The organism is Novosphingobium sp. BL-S-19 (assembly GCF_055521675.1).
This window is the reverse complement of the sequence record NZ_CM145497.1, coordinates 728867-748504: the sequence shown is the minus strand read 5'-3', so window position 1 is coordinate 748504 and position 19638 is coordinate 728867. Positions and strand designations below refer to the sequence as shown.

Annotated in this window: 20 protein-coding genes; 14 read left to right on the top strand and 6 right to left on the bottom strand. The window is 66.4% G+C overall.

The features are described from left to right. Positions 1-38: 38 nt before the first annotated feature. A complete protein-coding gene (locus ACZ1JV_RS03320; RefSeq protein WP_465149564.1) occupies positions 39-926 on the bottom strand; it encodes a LysR substrate-binding domain-containing protein in 888 nt (295 codons plus the stop codon). Positions 927-1037: 111 nt separating this feature from the next. Between ACZ1JV_RS03320 and ACZ1JV_RS03315 the strand changes: the two genes are divergently transcribed. From ACZ1JV_RS03315 to ACZ1JV_RS03300, 4 genes are read left to right on the top strand one after another with little or no spacing between them, the layout of a single operon-like run. Then, positions 1038-1844, top strand: coding sequence for a crotonase/enoyl-CoA hydratase family protein (locus ACZ1JV_RS03315; RefSeq protein WP_465149563.1), 807 nt, complete (start codon positions 1038-1040; stop codon positions 1842-1844). Then, positions 1841-3094, top strand: a complete 1254-nt coding sequence (locus ACZ1JV_RS03310; RefSeq protein ID WP_465149562.1) for a CaiB/BaiF CoA transferase family protein — start codon at positions 1841-1843, stop codon at positions 3092-3094. Before ACZ1JV_RS03315 ends, ACZ1JV_RS03310 begins: the two co-directional genes overlap by 4 nt. Then, positions 3091-4527 (top strand): aldehyde dehydrogenase family protein, encoded by a 1437-nt coding sequence (locus ACZ1JV_RS03305; RefSeq protein ID WP_465149561.1) that lies wholly within the window; start codon positions 3091-3093, stop codon positions 4525-4527. Before ACZ1JV_RS03310 ends, ACZ1JV_RS03305 begins: the two co-directional genes overlap by 4 nt. Positions 4528-4552: 25 nt before the next feature. Further along, on the top strand, positions 4553-5452 hold the full coding sequence (locus ACZ1JV_RS03300) for an NAD(P)-dependent oxidoreductase (RefSeq protein ID WP_465149560.1): 900 nt from the start codon (positions 4553-4555) through the stop codon (positions 5450-5452). Between the two features lie 121 nt (positions 5453-5573). Here the strand turns inward: ACZ1JV_RS03300 and ACZ1JV_RS03295 are convergent, their stop codons facing one another. Together ACZ1JV_RS03295 and ACZ1JV_RS03290 are read right to left on the bottom strand one after the other, a co-directional pair. Beyond that, the gene (locus ACZ1JV_RS03295; protein WP_465149559.1) at positions 5574-6428 is read right to left on the bottom strand and encodes an SDR family NAD(P)-dependent oxidoreductase; all 855 of its coding nucleotides are present in this window, start codon (positions 6426-6428) and stop codon (positions 5574-5576) included. Between the two features lie 33 nt (positions 6429-6461). Continuing rightward, the gene (locus tag ACZ1JV_RS03290) at positions 6462-7406 is read right to left on the bottom strand and encodes an alpha/beta hydrolase (protein WP_465149558.1); all 945 of its coding nucleotides are present in this window, start codon (positions 7404-7406) and stop codon (positions 6462-6464) included. Positions 7407-7617: 211 nt separating this feature from the next. On the opposite strand from ACZ1JV_RS03290, the gene ACZ1JV_RS03285 reads away from it, so the two are divergent. Continuing rightward, positions 7618-8262 carry a TetR/AcrR family transcriptional regulator gene (locus tag ACZ1JV_RS03285; protein WP_465149557.1) on the top strand — a complete coding sequence of 215 codons (645 nt, stop codon included), beginning with the start codon at positions 7618-7620 and terminating at the stop codon, positions 8260-8262. Positions 8263-8309: 47 nt separating this feature from the next. Here ACZ1JV_RS03285 and ACZ1JV_RS03280 read toward each other — a convergent pair whose 3' ends face one another. The 3 genes from ACZ1JV_RS03280 to ACZ1JV_RS03270 form a co-directional block, all read right to left on the bottom strand. Further along, a complete protein-coding gene (locus ACZ1JV_RS03280) occupies positions 8310-8705 on the bottom strand; it encodes a VOC family protein (RefSeq protein ID WP_465149556.1) in 396 nt (131 codons plus the stop codon). Positions 8706-8732: 27 nt separating this feature from the next. Then, positions 8733-10253 (bottom strand): flavin-containing monooxygenase, encoded by a 1521-nt coding sequence (locus tag ACZ1JV_RS03275; RefSeq protein ID WP_465149555.1) that lies wholly within the window; start codon positions 10251-10253, stop codon positions 8733-8735. A gap of 80 nt (positions 10254-10333) precedes the next feature. Then, complete coding sequence (locus ACZ1JV_RS03270; protein ID WP_465149554.1) at positions 10334-11152, bottom strand: SDR family NAD(P)-dependent oxidoreductase; 819 nt, start codon at positions 11150-11152, stop codon at positions 10334-10336. Between the two features lie 189 nt (positions 11153-11341). On the opposite strand from ACZ1JV_RS03270, the gene ACZ1JV_RS03265 reads away from it, so the two are divergent. From ACZ1JV_RS03265 to ACZ1JV_RS03225, 9 genes are all read left to right on the top strand, one after another. Continuing rightward, the gene (locus ACZ1JV_RS03265) at positions 11342-13486 is read left to right on the top strand and encodes an oxidoreductase (RefSeq protein WP_465149553.1); all 2145 of its coding nucleotides are present in this window, start codon (positions 11342-11344) and stop codon (positions 13484-13486) included. A gap of 247 nt (positions 13487-13733) precedes the next feature. After that, a complete protein-coding gene (locus tag ACZ1JV_RS03260) occupies positions 13734-14210 on the top strand; it encodes an Lrp/AsnC family transcriptional regulator (RefSeq protein ID WP_465149552.1) in 477 nt (158 codons plus the stop codon). 3 nt (positions 14211-14213) lie between these two features. Further along, positions 14214-14702 (top strand): Lrp/AsnC family transcriptional regulator, encoded by a 489-nt coding sequence (locus tag ACZ1JV_RS03255; RefSeq protein WP_465149551.1) that lies wholly within the window; start codon positions 14214-14216, stop codon positions 14700-14702. Positions 14703-14848: 146 nt separating this feature from the next. Next, positions 14849-15406 (top strand): flavin reductase family protein, encoded by a 558-nt coding sequence (locus tag ACZ1JV_RS03250; protein ID WP_465149550.1) that lies wholly within the window; start codon positions 14849-14851, stop codon positions 15404-15406. Between the two features lie 25 nt (positions 15407-15431). Continuing rightward, complete coding sequence (locus ACZ1JV_RS03245; RefSeq protein ID WP_465140165.1) at positions 15432-16064, top strand: nuclear transport factor 2 family protein; 633 nt, start codon at positions 15432-15434, stop codon at positions 16062-16064. 8 nt (positions 16065-16072) lie between these two features. Then, positions 16073-17146 (top strand): alkene reductase, encoded by a 1074-nt coding sequence (locus tag ACZ1JV_RS03240; protein ID WP_465149549.1) that lies wholly within the window; start codon positions 16073-16075, stop codon positions 17144-17146. 20 nt (positions 17147-17166) lie between these two features. Then, on the top strand, positions 17167-17619 hold the full coding sequence (locus ACZ1JV_RS03235) for a nuclear transport factor 2 family protein (protein ID WP_465149548.1): 453 nt from the start codon (positions 17167-17169) through the stop codon (positions 17617-17619). A 5-nt stretch (positions 17620-17624) separates the two neighbouring features. Next, positions 17625-18449: an SDR family NAD(P)-dependent oxidoreductase gene (locus ACZ1JV_RS03230; RefSeq protein ID WP_465149547.1), complete on the top strand. Its 825-nt coding sequence runs from the start codon at positions 17625-17627 to the stop codon at positions 18447-18449. Beyond that, on the top strand, positions 18446-19636 hold the full coding sequence (locus ACZ1JV_RS03225; protein ID WP_465149546.1) for an MFS transporter: 1191 nt from the start codon (positions 18446-18448) through the stop codon (positions 19634-19636). Before ACZ1JV_RS03230 ends, ACZ1JV_RS03225 begins: the two co-directional genes overlap by 4 nt. Positions 19637-19638 lie beyond the last annotated feature (2 nt).

The window sequence follows — 19638 nt, the reverse complement described above, 5'->3', positions numbered from 1 at the left end:
GGTCCGCGATGCGCCTGCCCGCAACTGCGTTCAAATATTTATTGCCCCTCTATCGATACCGATTGAATATCGATGGCAGTCTTCACGAAATTGCGCGCCAGCGGGCCGGCGTCCTGCGCGCTGGCGATGCCCATCTCGATGGCGATGGGTTCGGTCAGCGGCAGCAAGGTTACGCCTTCCGGCACGAAGCGGGCGGTGCGTGCGGGCACCAGCGCCCAGCCGAGGCCCGCCTGCACCAGCCCCAGGATCGTCTGCACCTGCATCGCCTCCTGCGCGATGCGCGGCGCGATTCCGGCGCGTTGGCAGGCCAGTCGGATCGTCGCGTGCAGCACGCTGACCGGGCTGTAGATCACCAGCGGACGGTTCGCGAACTCGGCCAGTGCGACCGCATCGCGGCCTTGCACATCCGCCGTGGGCAGCGCCGCATGGAGCACGTCCCGTTCGATCACATCGATGGCCACCGGCGCCGCGTCCATCACCGGCAGGCGTACCAATCCGGCATCGATGCGCCGCGCAGCAATGGCGCGCACGATCTCCACGCTGTTCATCTCCTCCAGCACGAGGTCGACTTGCGGAAAGGCCTGCCGAAAGGGCGATACGATGCGCGGCAGCAGCCCCGCCACGGCCGAGCCGATGAAGCCGACGGTCAGCCGGCCGCTCAGGCCCGCCGCGCCCTGCCGCACCGCCTCGCGCACCTGCTCCGCCTGCGCCAGCGCCGCGCGCGCGGGGCCCAGCGCGGCCTGCCCCGCCGCGGTGAGCCGCACGCCGCGCGTCTCACGCTCGAACAGGGGCGTGCCCAAGTCCTCCTCCAGCTTGCGGATCGCCACCGTCAGCGGCGGCTGCGACATGTTCAGCCGCTCCGCCGCGCGGTGGAAGTTCAGCGTATCGGCAAGCGCGGTGAAGTAGCGAAGCTGGCGAAGGTCCATGATACCGATCGAATATCGTTTCGTGAGAAATCAATATTAGTCAAGATCGCCGCAAAGGCATAGCCCTCCTCAAGGACCCGGCACCAGAGCCCGGAGCGGAGAGGACGAGACATGGCCGAACAGCCCTTTCTGCGCGTGGAGCGCGACGGCGCCATCGTGATGGCCACGCTCGACCGCCCCGACAGCCGCAACGCCATCTCCGAAACCGCACACAGCGAGGAAATCGCCGATTTCTGCGCGGCGATGACCCGCGATGCCTCCGTCCGCGCCATCGTCCTGACCGGGGCGGGCAAGGCCTTCTGCGCGGGCGGCAACGTCAAGCACATGCATGAGCGCAAGGGCATGTTCGCCGGCGCGCCTTTTCCCCTGCGCAACGCTTATCGCACCGGCATCCAGTTGATCCCGCTGGCACTTTACGAGCTGGAAGTGCCGGTGGTCGCCGCGATCAACGGGCCGGCCATCGGTGCCGGACTGGACCTTGCCTGCATGTGCGACGTGCGGATCGCGGCGGAGGGCGCCCTCTTCGCGGAGAGTTTCGTGAAGCTGGGCATCGTGCCGGGCGATGGCGGCGCATGGCTGCTGCCCCGCGTGATCGGCATGGCGCGCGCCAGCCAGCTGACGCTGACCGGAGAGACCATCGGCGCGGCAAGGGCGCTGGAATTCGGGCTAGTTTCCGAAGTGGTCTCTCCCGAAAACCTCCTCTCCCGCGCGCTGGAAATCGCGGGGCAGATCGCCGCCAATCCAGGGCAAGCCACGCGCATGGCCAAACGCCTGCTGCGCGAAGGGCAGGACATGAAGCTGGCCCCGCTGCTGGAGCTTTCCGCCGCCTATCAGGCGCTGGCCCATCATACCGAGGACCACCGCGAGGCGGTGGCCGCCTTCCTGGAAAAGCGCGCGCCGGAGTTCACCGGGCAATGAGCGAACCCATCTCCACCGGGCCGCTGGCCGGCATCCGCGTGCTGGACCTTTCGCGCGTGCTCGCAGGGCCGTGGTGCTCGCAGATCCTGGGCGATCTCGGCGCCGAAGTGACCAAGATCGAACAGCCCGGCCATGGCGACGACACCCGCCGCTGGGGGCCGCCGTTCCTCGAAGATGGGTCGGGCGATTCCGCCTATTACCTCTGCGCCAACCGCAACAAGCGATCGGTCGCGATCAACATGGCCGATCCCGAAGGCGCAACACTGATCCGCCGTCTCGCCGCCGAGGCCGATGTCGTGCTGGAGAATTTCCGCGTCGGCGGGCTGGCGAAGTACGGGCTGGACTACCAGAGCCTCAAGGCAATCCGGCCGGACATCGTCTATTGCTCGATCACCGGATTCGGGCAGGACGGCCCGCTGAGGGATAATGGCGGCTACGACTTCCTTGTGCAGGGCATGAGTGGGTTGATGAGCGTGACCGGCCTGCCCGATGCCGAAGAAAGCGGCAAAGCAGGTGGGGGCCCTATGAAAGTCGGCATCCCGATCAGCGACCTGACCACCGGGCTCTATGCGGCGATCTCCGTGCTTGCGGCACTCCATCACCGCCAGCGCACGGGCGAAGGGCAGCACATCGATCTGGCCCTGCTCGATACGCAAGTCGCGCTGCTAGCCAATCAGGCGTCGAACTGGATGAATGGCGGCCTCACGCCGCGACGGCTCGGCAACCAGCACCCCAATACGGTGCCCTATCAGGACTTTGCCTGCGCCGATGGCGATGTGCTGGTGGCGCTGGGCAACGACCGGCAGTTTCGCGCCTTCTGCGGGTTGATAGGCCGGCCCGACCTGCCCGACGACCCGCGCTTTGCCAGCAATGGCGGCCGCAGTGTCCATCGCGATGCGCTGCTGGGCGAAATGCGCCCCGCGATCGGGCAGTGGCAAGCCGCCGATCTGATCGCGGCAATGGAGAAAGCCAAGCTGCCCGGCGGCAAAGTGAACAGCATTCCCGAAGTGCTGGAACACCCGCAGATCGCCGCGCGCGGACTGGTGCGGCAGATCGCCCGCAGCGACGGCACACCTGTGCGCTTCCTCGGTTTTCCTGCGAAATTCGGCGCAACTCCGGCCGATTACCGCCATGCGCCGCCACGTTCCGGCGAAGATACCTTTGCAACGCTGAAATATAAGTTAGAACTTACTGATAACGAGATTGAGCGGCTGGAAGCCGGCGGCGTGATTGCGGAGAAGCTGGGATGATCGGGCGTAGCTACATCGATGGGCAATGGCGCGAAGGCGCGGCGACGTTCGAGACGATCAACCCGTCCGATATAGACGAAGTGGTCGGCCGCTATAGCCGTCTGGAGCCCGGCGAGGTCGCGGAAGCGATGGACGCCGCCCGCCGCGCACAGGCGGGCTGGGCCGGGTTCAACATGCAGGCCCGCGCCGATCTGCTCCACCGCGTCGGCGACATGCTGCTGGCCCGCAAGCAGGAAATCGGCACCCTGCTCGCGCGAGAAGAGGGCAAGACGTTGCCCGAAGGCATTGGCGAAACCGTGCGCGCCGCGCAGTGCTTTCACTTCTACGCCGGCGAAGTCGTCAGGCCGCAGGGCCAGTGGTACAATTCGATGCGCGACGGGCACAATGTGCTGGTGACGCGCGAGCCGGTGGGCGTGGTCGCGGCAATCACGCCGTGGAACTTCCCCATCGCCCTGCCTTCGTGGAAAGTGGCGGCGGCGCTGGCCTATGGCAACACGGTGGTGCTGAAACCCTCCACCTTCGTACCGGGCTGCGCGGTCATGCTGGCCGAAGTGCTGCACGAGGCGGGGCTGCCGAAAGGCGTGTTCAACCTCGTCATCGGTGACGGACGCGCGGCCGGCAATGCGATGATCGACGCCGCCGATGCGCTGACTTTCACCGGCGGCACCGAAACCGGCCGCACGGTGCTGCGCCGCGCGGCGGAAACGATGACCAAGTGCCAGCTTGAACTCGGCGGCAAGAACCCGCTGGTGGTGCTGGACGATGCCGATCTCGATCTGGCGGTGGAAATCGCCGCCAATGGCGCCTGGATCCAGACCGGGCAGCGCTGCACCGGCACCGAGCGCTTCATCGTCACGCGCGGCATCCACGATGCTTTCGTGGAAAGGCTGGAAAAGGCCGCCAAAGCCTACCGCGTCGGCCACGCGCTCGATGCCGAAACGCAGATCGGCCCGGTCGCCAATCGGTCGCAGTTCGAGGCCAATCTGGACTTCGTGAAGCAGGCGCAGGGCGAAGGCGCCGAACTAGCGGCGGGCGGCACGGCCGTGGAGGCGCGCACGCGTGGTTATTACATGGCGCCCACCTTGCTGGTCGGCACGCGCAACGAATGGGCCTGCAACCAGCACGAATCCTTCGGCCCGATCGCCTCGGTCATCAAGGTGGACGACCTCGACGCCGCCATCGCGGCGGCCAATGCCTGCGACTACAAGCTGACTGCCGGGATCGCGACGACCAGCCTCAAGAGCGCCGAACGCTTCCGCAAGGCATCGCAGGCCGGGATGGTGATGGTCAACGCGCCGACCGCCGGCCTTGAATACCACGTGCCGCTCGGTGCCCGCGCGCCCTCCGGCTACGGCGCGCGCGAGACGGGATCGGCCAGCGCCGAATTCTTCACCGAAAGCAAGACGTCCTACATCCACCACGGCGCCGCATGACGCCGGCCGATCGGGAGAGCCTGACATGACCAGAATCGGCTATATCGGCCTTGGCGCCATGGGCCTGCCGCTGGCACGGCACTTGCAGAATGCGGGCCATGCGGTGACGGCCTACGACATCGACCCGAACCGGGCCGAGGCCATCGTCGCGCTGGGTGGCGGCAGGGCCGAAACGGTGGCCGATGCGGTGCGCGGCGCGGACGTGATCGTCACCTGCCTGCCGGCGACGCCGCATGTAGAGGCGGTCGTTCTCGGCCCCGATGGCGTGCTGGCCCATGCCGCGCCGGGTGCGCTGTTGCTGGAAATGTCGACCATCGACGCCAATGGCACGGACCGCGTGGCCAGCGCCTGTGCCCAAAAGGGCGTGGCCTTCGTGGACAGCCCGATCGGCCGGCTCGTCCTCCATGCCGAGCGCGGGGAATCGCTGTTCATGGTTGGCGCGGACGATGCCGACTTCGCGCGGGTGGAGCCGCTGCTGCGCGCCATGGGCAAGGATATCTACCGCTGCGGCCCGGCAGGCACCGGCAGCCGCATGAAGCTGGTGAACAACTTCCTGCTGCTGACCATTGCCGAAGTCTGTGCAGAGGCGGTGGCGCTGGGCACCAAGCTTGGCCTCGATATCGACACGATCCTCAAGGTGACCGGTGGCACCACTGCGCAGAACGGGCAGCTTCACACGCTGATGGTCAACAAGGTGCTGAAGGGCGACACCGCGCCCGGCTTCACCATCGACCTTGCCTTCAAGGACATGACCCTGGCGATGACCGCCGCCGCCGAGCAGCGTATGGGCCTGCCGGTGGGGGCCGCCGCCCACGCCGTCTACGGCGCGGCGCGGGCGGGCGAGTTTGCCAGACAAGACTATTCGGCGCTGCTGGACTTTGCCTGCCGCAACGCCGCCATCGACTCTCCGCGCACGGAAGCCTGACGGGAATCCGGGGGGATTTCCGTCCCCGTCAGCCGTGCGCAGGCCCTTTTCCGCAAAAAAGGGCCAAACCTGAGCCCCGGGAAGCGGTCAGCCTTCCCGGGGCTTTTTTCAGGGAGCTGGGTCAGTCCGCGGCGATCTCGCGGGCGATGTCCGGCATGAAAGGCGGGGTTTCGTTCTGGAAGAAGGCCATGCGCCCTTCCAGCACTTGCCGGCTCATCTCGGGCTGGCTGTGGACCCAGAATTTGTTCTCCGCGATCTGTTCCAGGAACAGGCGGCAGCCTTCGTCCAGATCCATGCCATAGGTGCTCATCATCTCGGCCATCTTGCGGCGATGGCTGGCGGCGGCTTCGGGCTCACCCGCGCCAGCTTCGGCATTGAAGATATTGGTCTTGAGCATGCCCGGAATGATCGAGGAGACGTGGATCGGCGCCTGCTTCAGCTCCATTTCCAGATAGAGGCACTCGCTGAAGGCCTGCACCGCGTGCTTGGTGACGATGTAGGCGGTCTGCGCCGGCATGACCGAGAAGCCGCCGATCGAGGACAAGTTGGCGATCCATGCCTCCTTGCCGCTTTCCAGCATGCGCGGCACGAAGGCGCGCACGCCGTGGATCACGCCGTGGATATTGATGTCCAGCGTGGCTTCCCAGCGGGCGACGGGGATTTCCCAGGTGAAGCCCACCGTCTCGATCCCGGCATTGTTCACCAGCAGGCGCACGTCGCCGTGTTTGGCGAAGACATGGTCGGCCAGCCGGTCGAGTTCCTCGGGCTTCGATACGTCCACGCGCACGGGCTCGGCCTTGCCGCCGGCGGATTGGATGGCGTCCGCCACCGCCTGCGCGGCGGCGTGATTGATGTCGGCAACCACCACGGTCATGCCCAATGCGCCCGCGCGGCGGGCAAGGCCCGCGCCGATGCCTGATCCGGCCCCGGTGATGACGGCCACGCCGCCTGCGAAAACTTCGGCGTCACGCGCCATGGCAAATTCTCCCTTTTGGTATCGTTGTCGGGTTCAGGCCGCGCAGTGCGCCTTCAGGAAAGCGGCGGCATCCTGCATCACCTCGCGGGCGCCGGGCAGGAAGCCGACCCAGGACGCGAAGCCGTGGACCATGCCGGGATAGCGCTTGGCCTCCACCGTGACGCCTGCCGCCGCCAACTTTGCGGCAAAGGCTTCGGCATCGTCGCGCGAGGGGTCGCACTCCGCCGTCGCCACGAAATGCGGTGGCAGGCCGGCGTGGCTGGCCGTGCGCAGCGGGGAGGCGCGGTAGTCGTCGGCATCGGCAGGGTGGCTCAGGTATTGTTCCCAGAACCACAGCACATCGTCCTGCGTCAGCAGCGGCCCTTGCGCATATTCGCGCGAGGAGGGCGTGTCGGCATCGGGATAGTTGCAGGAACCGTAGATGTTGATCACGGCGCGCAGTGCCGGACCGCCGGCCTCGCGCGCCATCAGCGCCGCCGCGCAGGCAAGGTTTCCACCCGCGCTGTCTCCCGCCAGCGCAAGGCGTGCGGGATCGCCGCCCAGTTCTGCGGCATGGTCCGCCGCCCAGCGCAGCACGGCGAAGGCGTCCAGTGGCGCGGCGGGAAAGCGGTGTTCGGGCGCCAGCCGGTAGTCGGCCGAGACGACGATGCTCTGCCCCCACGCGCAGAGCGCGCGGGCGATCATGTCCTGCGTGTCGAGATCGCCGACGACGTAGCCGCCGCCATGCATATAGACCGTGACCGGCAAGGGCCCCGCACCTTCGGGCCAGTAGACCCGCACCGGAATCGTACCGTCGGCGCCGGGAATGGCGCGATCCTCGGTGCGCGCAACCGGGGCATCGACGGCGGCCGGAATGGCGATCGAACTTTCCCGCACCGACTGGCGCAGCACGTCCAGCGGAACGTGCCGCACGCCACGCCATTCGGGCATGGCCGCCAGCATCTGGGCGATCTGCGGATCGATGGACAAAGTCTGCATCCCCTCTTCCTGTCTGCACTTCGGATCGGCATTGCCATGCATTCGATTGAGTGCTTACTTACTTTTTATAGAGTTCGCAAAATTCGAGTCAATCTCGCCACCTGTCATTTCATGCGAAACATCGACATGACGTTTCTGCGCATTTTGCAGTCATCCGGCTTGCCATGCGCCCTTCTCGCCAAGTAAGTGATCGCCCATGAACAGAAAGAGGATGTCGGCCAACGAACGCCGCGCGCAGATCGTCTCTGCCGCGCGGCGGATCTTTTCGCGCCACGGATACGAAGGCGCGAAGACGCTGCAGATCGCGCGTGAGGCGCATGTGTCGGAAGCGCTGGTCTACCGGCATTTCCCCTCCAAGCTCTCGCTCTATCGCGCGGTGCTGCGGCAGGTGTTCCTTGAGCAGGACCAGACTTGGCAGCAGCTCGGTTTCCACCGCAACGGGGCCGAGGGGCTGGTGGCGGTGATCCATTCGTTCTTCCTGCTGGCGGTGCAGGGCGACCTGACGCCGGAGGCGCTGGACCGCTATCGCCTGACGCTCGCCAGCCTTTCGGGCGACGGATCCTACGCCAGCCTGATCTACCGCCGCTCCCAGCGCCGCAACGGCAAGGCCATCGCGAAGGAGCACGAAGCCGCACGCGCGGATGGCGACATTGCCGGGGAGCTGCTGGACGTGGCCACCACCTCCATGTTCATCGAGCATGTCGGCACGATGATGGGGGCGATCTCGGTCCTGCCCGAAACCGCGCGGCCCTATGGTGTGGCCGGCGAAGACCTCGCCCGCCACGCCACCTGGTTCTGCTGCCGGGGGATCGGCATGAGCGACGCGGCCATCGAACGCTGCCTCACTCATGCCTGAGAGGCTGTTCGGAAAATGCCCTGCCGGGCATTTTCGTTCGGCACCCGTCAGGTCTGCGCCAGCATCTGCACGTTTTCGGTCAATGCGCCTTCGGGATCGGTGGCGAAGACCACGCGCACGCCGTGTTCGGGCTCGTCACGCACCGGGCCGACCAGCTTGCCGCCATTGGCCTCGATCCGGCCGACCAGCGCGTCGATGTCCTCGGTCACGAAGCCCAGGATCACCTGCTGGTCGCGCGCGCCGGTGCGCTGGGTGAAGTTGAACATCACCAGCGACCCCGCCGCCATGCCGTCACCGGGAGAAAGGATGACTTCGCGATAAGGTTCGCCGTCGCTGGTGCCTTCCGCGCGGTAGACGGGGTTGAGGCCATAGACCGCGCCGTAATAGGCGGCCTGTGCTTCCTCATCCTTCACGATCAGCTTGGTGAACATGGTCGGCGTCATCACTTTCTCCCTAGTGCCCCGCCTGGATCAGGCGGGAGCTTCTTCTTCCAGTTGCCCCTGAACCGACGATCCATCGGAAAGGCCGTAATCCGCGAAGATCGGCGTGCGCATGGCGTCGGCAAAGGCGTCGTAGCTCCACGGCCAGCTGGCCGGAACGCCTTCTGCATCCAGATACCAGCTGGTGCAGCCCGAACCGAAGATCGTCTTCTTCGCCGCATCGATCCGGCGTTCTTCATAGTCCGCATGCGCGGCGGCTGTCGGCGCGATCTGCCGCACTTCGCCGGTGCGCAACCGATCCAGCAATTGCTCCACGTAGTCCCACTGCCGTTCGGCAATGTCGATCAGCGAGAAGTTGCCGACCGGCCCGGTCGGCCCGTTGAGCAGGAACAAGTTGGGGAAGTGCGGCACGCTGAGCGCGTAGTAGGCGGTCGGCCGCTTGGCCCAGGCCTCGTCCAGCGAACGGCCGCCCTCACCCGTCACCGTCGCCGGGCGGATGAAGCGATCCGCGTGGAAACCGGTGGCGAGGATCAGCGTGTCGAGCGGGTGGAACGTGCCGTCCTGCATGCGCACGCCTTCAGGCTCCACCCGCGCGATGCGGCCGGTTTCGACGTAGACGGAGGGGTTCTGCACTTCCTCATAGAAGCACCACGAATAGATCAGCCGCTTGCAGGCCGCGCGGTAATCGGGGCGCAGCTTCTCGCGCAGCTGCGGATCGCGGACCGAGTTCTCCAGATTGACGCGGCAGATCTCCTCGATCTCCGCCATTTCCGGGCCGTCGATATCGGTGATGCCATCGGTGAAGCGCCGGATCGCGCCGATATAGTCCTCGTGATAGCGGATCGCGTCCATCAGCGCGGGATCGGCGCGGAAGGCGGCGCGGTCTTCGTCAGTATAAGGGAACTGCGGCACGGGCATGATCCACTGCGGAGAGCGCTGGAAATGCACCAGCTTCTCCACCCGCTTGTTGATCGCGGTCAGGATCTGCACGCCGGTCGATCCGCAGCCGATCAGGCCGATGCGGGCGCCGTCAATCGGGGCATCGTCATCCCAGCGGGCGGTGTGGAAGGCATGGCCGGCAAAGCTCTCCAGCCCCTCGATCGGCGGGGTCTTGGGGTGGTGCAGCACGCCGGAGGCGGCGATCACCACGTCGAAGCGGTGGCTTTCGCCATTGGCCAGCGTCACCGTCCATTCGGCGGCGGCCTCGTCCCACACCAGCCCCGCCACTTCGCAGCCGAAGCGGATCGAGCGGCGCACGTCGTACTTGTCCGCCACCATTTCGAAATAGGCCTGAATCTCGGGGCCGGCGGCGTAATAGGCCTTCCACTCGGGATAGGGTTCGAACGCATATGTATAGGCATGGGCCGGCACGTCGCAGGTAAGGCCGGGATAGCGGTTTTCACGCCAAGTACCGCCCAGCTTCTCGGCCTTTTCGAAGAGCGTGAACTCCTCCCCGTTCTGCCGCAGCTTCACCCCGGCGAGCAGCCCCGCCATGCCTGCGCCGACGATCGCGTACCGCAACTTGCGCGTCGTCTGCTTGTCCTGTGCCATAGTCTTCCTCTCTCCATCCGGTGGCCGGTCCCGCCAGTGGTCAGCATGCGGGGATCCGGCCAATTCTCTGTTCTATGATTTCAATTCAGCAGCGCGCCGCCATTCACATGGACGACTTGCCCGTTGATCCAGCGCCCGTCTTCGGACAGCAGCATGGCCGCCACCCCGGCAATATCCTCCGCCTTGCCCAGCCGCGTCGATCGGGTCTGCGCCAGGCAAAGGTCGGCCCATTCGGGGGGCACCTGCCCGCCCGCGATCATCTCCGGCGTCATCACGAAGCCGGGGGCGATGCAGTTGGCCGTAACCCCCTCCTTCCCCCAGCGCGACGCGACATGCCGCATCAGCGCATTGAGGCCGCTTTTCGACGCCGCGTAGCTGGGCCGTTCCGGCTCTCCGCTGTCGCTCGCGCCGGAGCTGGTATAGACGATCGCTCCGCCGCCCGCCGCAAGCAGGTGCGGCAGCACCGCGCGCGTGCACAGCAGATGGCCGCGCAAGTTCACCGCGATCGTCCGGTCGAATACGGCCAGATCCAGCGCCAGCGCATCGCTGTCCGCAAAGATCGTCCGCAAGTCAGCGGCGTTGACATGCGCGCCGTCCAGCCCGCCCAGCCGGTCCGCCGCTGCGGCTATCGCGGCATTGACGGATGCCTCGTCCACAATGTCCACCGCCAGCGCGAAGGCATCGTGGCCATTGCCTGCCATGCGCGTCGCGACCGCCTGCGCCGCAGGAAGATTGATATCCAGTACGGCGACGCGCGCGCCTTCGGCGCAGAGGCGCTCCACGGTCGCGGCACCGATGCCGGTGCCCGCGCCGATCACCACAAGCCTCTTGCCTGCGAGCCGATCCGCCATCATCTCTCCGTCTGGTTCATCGTCCCCGGTTCCATCGCTGCGACGCATATCGTCAAGCCATGAACCAAGTTTGCCTTGATTATCGTAAAATCATCGCCAATAATTTGCGCAATGACAAGCCAAAAGGCGATGGGAGAGGCAAAATGCGATATTGCACGGGGTTACGGCCCTGCCAATCGCCGGTCTGCCGCTTTTCCGCCGCCCAACAGCGCCCCGGGGAATGAGAGAGCCAGCCGCATGACATCCAATACCTATCCGCACCTGCTTTCCCCGCTTCGGATCGGCGCGATGGAGATTCGCAACCGCATCGCCGTCACCGCGATGGGGGTGAGTCTGTCCGAAGACGACGGCACCGTGGGCGAACGGCTGATCGCCTATCATGAGGAACAGGCGCGCGGCGGCGCCGGGCTCATCATCTCCGGCGTGGCGGGCGTCGCCTGGCCGGTCGGCGCGGTGTCGATGGGTCAGACCGCGATTTCGGAAGACCGCTTCATTCCCGGCCTGCGCCAGTTGACCGACCGGGTCCACGCGCACGGCGCGAAGATCGCCGCGCAGCTGCACCACGGCGGCCTCGTCGCCAATTACAGCCACGCGCGCTGGGGCCATCCGCTCTGGGCGCCGGCCTATCCCAAGCCGCCGAAGGGCAATTTCACCGAATACTTCCTGATGGAGGAACTGGCACCGCTGGCCCGTATGACCCCGCCCGCGATCAAGCCGCTAGAACAGGCGGACATCGACATTGCCGTCTTCCAGTTCGCCGCCGGTGCCCGCCGCGCGAAGGAGGCCGGCTTTGACGGCGTGGAGATCCACGCCGGGCACGGCTATCTGCTCTCCTCCTTCATCTCGCCCTATACCAACACGCGCACGGACGCTTACGGTGGGCCGCTGGAGAACCGCGCGCGGCTGGCGCTGGACGTGCTGAAGGCCGTGCGCGCCGAAGTCGGGCCCGATTTCCCGGTGTGGATCAAAATCGATTCGCGCGACGTGGGCAAGCCGGGCGGGATCACCATCGACCTTGCGCGCGATCTGGCAAAGCTGGTGGAGGCCGCCGGGGCGGACGCGATCACCGTTACCGCCTATCACGATACCGATCAGGGCAAGCTCCATTCGGAATCGCACACGCCGCAGACGCCCGGCTGGAACCTGGAATCCGTGGCCGCCATTCGCGAGGTGGTGTCGGTTCCGGTGCTCGGGTCTGGCCGGGTCGGGCCCGATGTGGCGGACCGGGCGATCGGGCGCGGCGAACTGGACGTCGTCGCCATGGGCCGCAAGCTGCTGGCCGATCCGCACCTGCCCCGCAAGCTGACCGAAGGCACGCCGGACACCGTGCGCCCCTGCATCTATTGCTACACCTGCATCAGCGCGATCTACATGGGCGAAGCGGTGCGCTGCGCGGTCAATCCCGCGCTCGGCCGCGAATATCAGGGCGAGCCGGAAGCCGGGTCGCCGCGCCCCATCGCGGTAGTCGGCGGCGGCCCCGGCGGTATGGAATCGGCGCGCCGGCTGGCGGCACTGGGCCACAAGGTGACGCTGATCGAAAAGTCGGACCGGCTGGGCGGCACGCTGCGCTTCGCCAGCCTGGCCTATGAGCCCAACGAACGCATTCTCGACTGGCTGCGCCGCGAAGTGCGCGAAGCGGGTGTGGATGTGCGGCTCTCGACCGTGGCGACGCCCGAACTGCTCCGCGACCTCGGCGTGGAGGACGTGATCGTCGCCACCGGCGCGGTGCGCGGGATGCCGCCGATCCCCGGCGGCGATCTGCCGCACGTGTTCTCCGGCGACGACATGCGCCGGATGATGCTGGGCGAAAGTTCGGATGAGTTGAAGCGCAAGACCGGGCTGTTCACCCGCCTCGCCACCAAAGTCGGCGCGGCCACCGGCGCCACTGCCAACCTGTCGCTGGTGCGCAAGGCCACGCATACCTGGATGCCGCTGGGGGACCGCGTGGTCATCGTCGGCGGCGAACTGGTCGGGTTGGAACTGGCCGAATTCCTCAGCGAACGCGGCCGCACCGTCCATGTGATCGAGGAAGGCCCCCGGCTCGGCCGCGGATTGATGCTGGTGCGCCGGATGCGCATCCTGGCCGAACTCGCCGAGCACGGCGTCGGCCTGCACGGCGGTGCCAGCGGCATCGCCATCGGCGCGGACGCGGTGACTTTCACTGACAACGAGGGCCACGTGCAGAGCGTGGCGGCGGACAATGTGATCGTCGCGCGCGGGGCGGAAGGCGACCTGTCGCTGGCGCAGGCGATGGAGGCGGCGGGCTTCACCGTGCATGTCGTGGGCGATGCCAACGGCGTCGGCTACATCGAGGGGGCGATGCGTGGCGCGGCCGAAGCGGTGCGGGAAATCGCTGCGGCGCGCCATCCGCAACCGGCCTGAGGCCGGACGAACGCGATCAAGGAAAAAGGGGGCGAACGATGGAAACGGCCGATTTACGTCGCGTAGATACACAATCTGAATTCTACGCATACACACCATCGTCGCCACAAGTAAGCGGCTTTGGCGCTTCGGTTTTCGGCCCTGCCGCGCGTTTCCAGCGGTCACTATGAGGTTGACGAGCAAGCGCTCCATGCGCAAACCGGCCGCTCGTTCCACGCTCCGTTCGGGAAGCAGGTTGCCGGAAGACATGACCCAGACGTTCCAGTTCGATGCGACCGACGCCAAGATCGTCGAGTTGCTGCGCCTCAACGGCCGCGCCAACAACCAGCAGATTGCCGAGACGCTGGGGCTGACCGCCACCACCGTTTCCACCCGCATCAAGCGGCTGGAAGACGCCAACCAGCTGCGCGTCGTTGCCGTGTCGGACTTTTCCGCCCACGGCTACAACGTCCTGCTGAAGATCGCAGTGGAAGTGGACGGCCGCCCGGTGAACGACGTGGCGCACGATCTGGCCGCGCTGCCCGAAGTCTTCGCCGTGCATCTCGTCACCGGCCGGTACGATATCGACATGCTGGTGGCGCTGCAGGGGTTCGAGGATCTGTCCGGCTTCCTGCTCGACGATCTTTCCACCGTATGCGGCATCCGCTCGCTGACGCCCGCCGTGGTCGTCGATATCATCAAGTACCAGTTCGACGTCGCGCCGATCGAAGCAAGGGATCGCTGAACAATGTCCTCCCCCGTGCTCGACGCCCTCGACCATCAGCTGATCGACCTGCTTGCGCGTGACGCGCGCGTTTCCAACCGCAAGATCGCGGCGGAACTGGGCGTTACCGAAGGCACCGTGCGCGGCCGCATCAAGCGGCTGCAGCAGGACGGCCTGATCGCCTTTACCGCGATCACCGGCTTCGAAATGGGCAAGAAATCGCGCCTGGCCTTCATCAACGTACAGGCCGACGTGCACCGCGTGCGCGAAGTGGCGGAAGCCATCGGCGCGCTGCCCGAAATCAACGCCGTGCTGGTGACGATGGGCCAGTTCAACATCGCCGCGCTCTGCCTGTTCGACGAGTTGGAGACGCTGCAGCACATCGCCTCCGAACTCGTGCTGATGATCGACGGTGTGCACCATGTCGAAACCTCGATCGCGGTCAGCACCGTAAAGTACGAGGCGCGCATGGCCAAGATCACCCCGCCGGACCACATTGCCGACGAGGATTGAGCGCCAGATTTCGCGAATTGATCGAATGGAGCCCGTTCCGGTTTGCATTTGCGTAATTCAATAGATATACGATGACGCAAATCTAAAGCGTCATCGGTGAGTCGCCCTTGCTTGCGCAGCTCCCGACGGCCAACGGGAGCAGGCATATGAGCGAGAACCGGGCGGCACCGGACCGCACCCTCATGCATTCCGGGGAGCACCCCCAGCAGCAACCGGCGCTGGATGCGCGGCTGAAGCACGTGCTGCGCCACCTTCCCGCGCCGGTGGGCGTGGTCACCAGCTTCGATCCGGAAACGGGCGATCCGGTGGGCCTTGCGATGTCGGCGATCATGCCCGTTTCGCTGGAGCCATGCTCGATGGCGATCGCGGTCAACCGTTCGGGTTCCAGCCACGATGCGCTGGTGCGCAGCGGCGAATTCTGCATTAACCTTCTGGATAGCGCGCGCCACGGCCACATGGAGCCGTTCGCCCGGCCGGAAGCGCGCGCGCTGCGCTTCACCCAGCCCGAATGGCAGCGCCGGGGCCGCGTCTGGTTCATCGAGGGCGCGCCCGCCAACATCTTCTGCCACATCCGTGAGCGCGTGGCCTACGGCACGCATGATCTGCTGATCGGCGAAGTCGACGAACTCGTCTCCACCGGGGGCGAGGACATTCTGGGCTGGGCCAATGGCTGCCTTGGCCGTCTGGCGCCGCTCGCCGCCTGACCCCACCCTTTTGCAAGAGAGTGCAATGCCCGAAAACGACGCCTTGCTGGCGCGGATAGACCGCCTTGAATCGCTGGACGCCATCCGCCAGCTTCCCGCCAAGTACGCCCTCGCGCTCGACATGCGTGACAGCGATGCCTGGGTGAACCTGTTTCCCGCAGACGTTAAAGTCGGCGGCGGCCAGTCTGGTCGCAAGGCGCTGCGCGACTGGTTCGACGAGACGCATTCGCGCCAGTTCACCGGCACATCGCACCACATCGGCGGCCATGTGATCGACTTCGACGATGCCGACAATGCGCAGGGCGTCGTCTATTCCAAGAACGAGCATGAGGCCGGCGGCGACTGGGTGGTCATGCAGATGATGTATTTCGACCGGTATGAGCGGATCGACGGCCGCTGGTTCTTCCGTCGCCGCCTGCCGCTCTACTGGTACGCCAGCGACCTGAACCGCCCGCCCATCGGCGAGCGCAAGATGCGCTGGCCGGGTGAGCCGCCGTACGAAGGCAGCTTCCACGACCTGTTCCCAAGCTGGAAAACCTACTGGGATCGCCATGGCATGGCACACGACGGCCCGGTAGACGCGCCCGCGCCGCTGGAAAAATTCATCGAAACGATGCGGCGCGGCGCCCCGCTGCCCCGTCCGCGTGTGCGTAGCTGAGGCGTCCGATGGATCCGCTTTTCACACCCGTCCGTCTTGGCACCATCGAGCTGGCCAACCGTGTGGTCATGGCCCCGATGACGCGCGACCGCGCCGGGCCGCAGGACGAGCCGACCGACCTGATGGTGGAATACTACCGCCAGCGCGCATCGGCCGGGCTGATCGTTACCGAAGGCACGCAGCCCTCCCCCACCGGCAAAGGCTACTGGCGCACGCCGGGCATCCATTCGCCTGCGCAAGTCGAAGGCTGGCGCAAGGTGGCGGAGGCGGTTCACGGCGAAGGCGGGCGCATCGTCGTGCAACTGATGCATGTCGGTCGCGCATCGGTGCGCGCGAACAAGGCCGCCGACGCCGAAACCGTCGCCCCTTCCGCGCTGCCCTGCCCGGACCCGATCCCCGGTCCGGACGGCGTGCCGGTGCCCACCGAAATGCCGCGCGCACTGGAAACCGCCGAGATCGACGGCGTCATCGCCGAATACGTGGCAGCGGCGCGCAATGCCCGCGCGGCGGGGATCGACGGCGTCGAACTCCACTGCGCCAGCGGCTACCTGCCGATGCAGTTCCTGTCCTCCAACAGCAACCAGCGCACGGACCGTTACGGCGGCTCGGCACAGAACCGCGTGCGCTTCGTGGTGGAAGTGCTGGAATCGCTGGCGAAGGCCATCGGCGCGGACCGCGTGGGCCTGCGCATCTGCCCCGGCGTCACCTTCAACGGCATGGCCGATGCCGACCCGGCCGAGACTTACGCGGCGCTGCTGGATGCCATCGACCCGCTGGGGCTGGCCTATTGCCATCTGATCCATATCCCCAATACCGGGTTCGACGCGCTGGAACTGGTACGCGCACACTGGTCTGGCCCGGTAATCGAAAACTGTGCGCTGACGCCCGAAAAAGCGCGCGCCGTGCTGGCCGAGGGCAAGGCCGATGCCGTCTCTTTCGGCTTCGCCTACATCGCCAACCCCGATCTTGCAAAGCGGCTGCGCGTGGGCGCGCCGCTCGCCAAGGCGGACCGCACGACCTTCTACACCGGCATGGGCGACGACCGGCGCGGCTATACCGACTACCCCGCGCTTGCCGACTAAAGCACGACAGGGATGCAGCGATGAGTGAAATCCAGACTTTGCTCGACGAGCGGCAGATCGTGCGGGGACTTTCCCGCTTCGCCCGCGTGCTTGACCGGAAGAAGTGGAGCGAGCTTTCGGATGTCTTCGCCCACGACCTGACCTTCAACTACGGATTGGGTGAGGAAATCGGCATCGATGCCCTGGAACGCAACATGCGCCGCTATCTCGACCGGTGCGGCCCCACGCAACATCTGATCGGCAGCATTATCGTCGATATCGAGGGCGATCACGCCACAAGCCGCGCCTATGTGCAGGCACGGCACCAGCGGCAGGACGATCCGCTCGGCCGGATATTCGATTCCACCGGCGAATATGTCGATCGCTGGCAAAGGCAGGCCGAAGGCTGGCGCATCGTGCGGCGCGATGCGCTCTGGTTCCTCCACGCGGGCGATCCCGCCGTTATTTCCGCCGAAAGCGCAGGGCTGGGATAAGGCCGATGAAGGACGACACGATGACCGCGATGGCACAGGGAACCCGGCTGCTGGCAGGACGCGCGGCGCTGATCACCGGTGGTGGACAGGGCGTGGGCCAAGGCATCGCGCGGGCCTTGACCGAAGCCGGGGCCGATGTGGTCATTGCCCAGCGCCGTCTGGACGAAGCCGAGATCGAGGCTGAATGGCTGCGCCGAACCCACGGTGTACGTGCCTTGGCGATGCAGATCGACGTGACCCTCCCCGAACAGATCGAGCGCATGGTGGCGGAAACCGTCGAACATCTCGGCCGGCTCGACGTGCTGGTCAACAATGCCGGGGCCAGCTTTCCCAAGCGACTGGAAAGCCACAGCGATGCGGACATGGCGGCGAGTTTCGACCTCAATTATTGGGCCGTATTCCGCGCCATGCGCGCTGCGTTTCCGGTGATGAAGGCGCAGGGCTATGGCCGGGTGATCAACCTCGGCTCGCTGAACGGCGTCAATGCGCACATGTTCACCGCCGCCTACAATGCCAGCAAGGAAGCCGTGCGCGCGCTGACCCGCACGGCGGCGGTCGAATGGGGCCCGCACGGGATCACTTGCAACGTGATCTGCCCCTCCGCCACCAGCCCGCAGGCGCGCGACTATTTCGAAGCCAACCCCGCCATGGCGGAGGAAATCCTGTCGCAAGTGCCGGTGGGCCGCTTCGGCGATGCCACAAAGGACGTCGGCCCCGTCGCCGTGTTTCTGGCCAGCGAGGGCGGCGGCTACATGACCGGCAACACGCTGTTCGTGGACGGCGGCGGGCATATCAACGGCGTGTCCTGGCGGCCGGAAGTGGCGGCATGAGCATGTCCCCCGCATCCCTCACTCCCTCCCGGCTGGGCCTGACCGGCCGCGCCGCGCTGGTCGCTTTCGCGACGATGAGCGGCGTCGCCAACAGCACGCTCTCCCCCATCCTGCCGCAGATCGAGCGTGAGTTCGGCGCAGCCAGCGGCCATGTCACCGTGACCGTGGTGCTGACCGTATTGGGGCTGGGTGTCCTGATCGGATCGCCATTGGGTGGCTGGCTGGGAGATCGGCTGGGGCACCGGCGGGTGATGTTCGTTTCCGGTCTGCTCTACGGCCTTGCCGGCTGCGGCATCCTGTTCGCGGCGACGCTGGAACAGGCGGTTCTCGGCCGCCTGATCGTCGGCATCGCACTGGGATCGATGGGCGCGGCGGCGTTCTCGGTCATCGGCGATTATTGGGACGAGGCGGGGCGCAATTTCTGGTCCGGCGTGATCCCCTCGGTCGGTGCGCTGGCGGGCATGGCGCTGTCGATCGTCGCTGGCTCGCTGGCGGATACGGCGTGGCGCACCTCGTTCCTGATCTATGCCGTGGGCTTCGTCGCGGCGGCGCTGGCGCTGGCGGGCATTCCCGAAAAACCGGCCGCCACCGCGCGCGGGCGAGCGACTGCGGCATCGGGCATTCCGGCAAGGCTGCTGCCCTCGATCCTCGGCTTCGGGCTGATCGTCGGCAGCATCGCCACCGGCACGTCGGCCTATCTGCCGCACCGGCTGGTCGATGTGGGCGTAGCCACCAGTTCGGGCCGGGCGATCGTCGCGCTGTCCGGTGCGGCGACGGTGGTGCTCACCGGCTTCGCCTATGGCCGGATCCGGCGGCTGATCTCGCTGGATCTGGCGTTCGTTTTCGGCGCGGCGTGCAGCGGCTTCGGCTTGCTGATCATGGCCTATGCCCCCACCGCGCCGATGGTCGCACTGGGCATGGCGATAGAGGGCGTGGGCATCGGCATGCTGATGCCCAGCCTGATGGTCTATGCCATCGGCCTGTCGGACGAAAGCAATCGCGGGCGCGTGATCGGCCTGATGAAAGGGGCGATTTTCGGCGGCCCGTTCCTGGTGCAGTTCGCGCTCGATCCGGTCCGCCTCCACGCCGGAGCATCTGCCGCGCTGGCGATCCTGTCGGCATCGGGCGCCGTGCTGGCGTTGTGGTTCGCAGCGCGCTGGCTGGGCCGCCGGCCGAAACTGGCCTGATC